The organism is Mesorhizobium sp. M7A.F.Ca.CA.002.09.1.1, from assembly GCF_003998555.1.
Taxonomy (GTDB): Bacteria; Pseudomonadota; Alphaproteobacteria; order Rhizobiales; family Rhizobiaceae; genus Mesorhizobium; species Mesorhizobium ciceri.
On the sequence record NZ_RZRR01001219.1, the window covers coordinates 1 to 1,287 of the forward strand.

At 65.0% G+C, this 1,287-nt stretch carries 2 protein-coding genes; one reads left to right on the top strand and one right to left on the bottom strand.

Annotated elements, in window-relative coordinates:
- Nucleotides 1-86 precede the first annotated feature (86 nt).
- Complete coding sequence (locus EN994_RS31950) at nt 87-971, top strand: helix-turn-helix transcriptional regulator (protein ID WP_013530001.1); 885 nt, start codon at nt 87-89, stop codon at nt 969-971.
- Nucleotides 972-983: 12 nt separating this feature from the next.
- Here EN994_RS31950 and EN994_RS31955 read toward each other — a convergent pair.
- A partial coding sequence (locus EN994_RS31955; RefSeq protein ID WP_281060221.1) for a phosphoribosyltransferase family protein occupies nt 984-1,287 on the bottom strand: 304 nt, incomplete at its 5' end.

Sequence of the window (1,287 nt, forward strand, 5' to 3'; positions counted from 1 at the left end):
CCCTAGGGACGGTGCCTTATAAGCCGCTTGCGAGACGACTTCTTTCGTGGTTTGGTCCAATAGTTTCGCAAGTGGGCCATAACTAGATGCCGCACGGCAAAGAAGTCTTTCACGCTGGCAATGCCAATCTCGGCCAGTTGCACGAGAGCCGCTGGCAGTGGCTTGAGCAAGTGGCCGGGCCGGCGGTGGCATTGCCGACCGAATATCCTGACGGCTACCGCGTGCCACAGCACCGCCACAGCCGCAGCCAGCTCTTGCATGCGCTTGTCGGTGTGGTGCTGGTGACGACACGCTACGGGCGCTGGATGGTGCCGCCCGACCACGCGATGTGGATTCCAGCCGGCACCGAGCATTCCGTCGAGATGCTGGGCGACGTCTCGATGCGTTCGGTTTATGTCATGCCACAGGCGATCCCCGGGCTGCCCGAAGGCTTGCGCGTCGTCGGCGTCACCGACCTGATGCACAGCCTGATCGTGGAATCGGAGAAGCTCCCGCAAGGCGGCGTTCTGGAAGGACGCGGTGGGCTGATCATGAACCTTCTGCTGCACGAAATCCCGACCTTGCCGGAACGGCCTCTCGGGCTGCCATTTCCGTCCGATCCAAGATTGTCGGCGCTGTGCCGACGCTTCGTCGCAGCACCGTCGCCGCATGCGACCATCGACGAGTGGGCCGATGCAGCCGGCATGAGCCGCCGTTCCTTCACGCGCGCCTTCCAGCGCCAGACCGGCCTGTCGCTGTCGACATGGCGCCAGCAGGCCTGCCTGTTCGCGGCGCTGCCCAGGCTGGCGGACGGCGAGCCGATCACCAGGGTGGCGCTTGATCTCGGCTATGACAGCGTGCCGGCCTTCATCACCATGTTCAAGCGCATGCTGGGGACCTCGCCGCGCGGCTATATGCGCGGCGCACGCGAGAACGTCGAGGTCGCTCGTCGCCTGATCGGCCCGGTTCGGTTGGAAAGCTCCGCGCCTTAAGGGCAGGCGGGTTTAGTCGAACAGGCTGGACACCGATTCCTCAGTCGCCGTGCGCGAGATGGCTTCGCCCATCAGGTCGGCGATCGAGATGACGCGGATGTTGGGCGCGTCGAGCACGCCCTGGGTCGGCTGGATGGAATCGGTGATCACCAGTTCCTGCAGCTTCGAGCCGCTGATGCGGGCAACGGCACCGCCCGACAGCACGCCGTGGGTGATATAGGCGGTGACGCTGGTGGCGCCGTTGGCCAGCAGCGCATCGGCGGCGTTGCACAGCGTGCCGCCGGAATCGACGATGTCGTCGATCAGCAGGCAATCC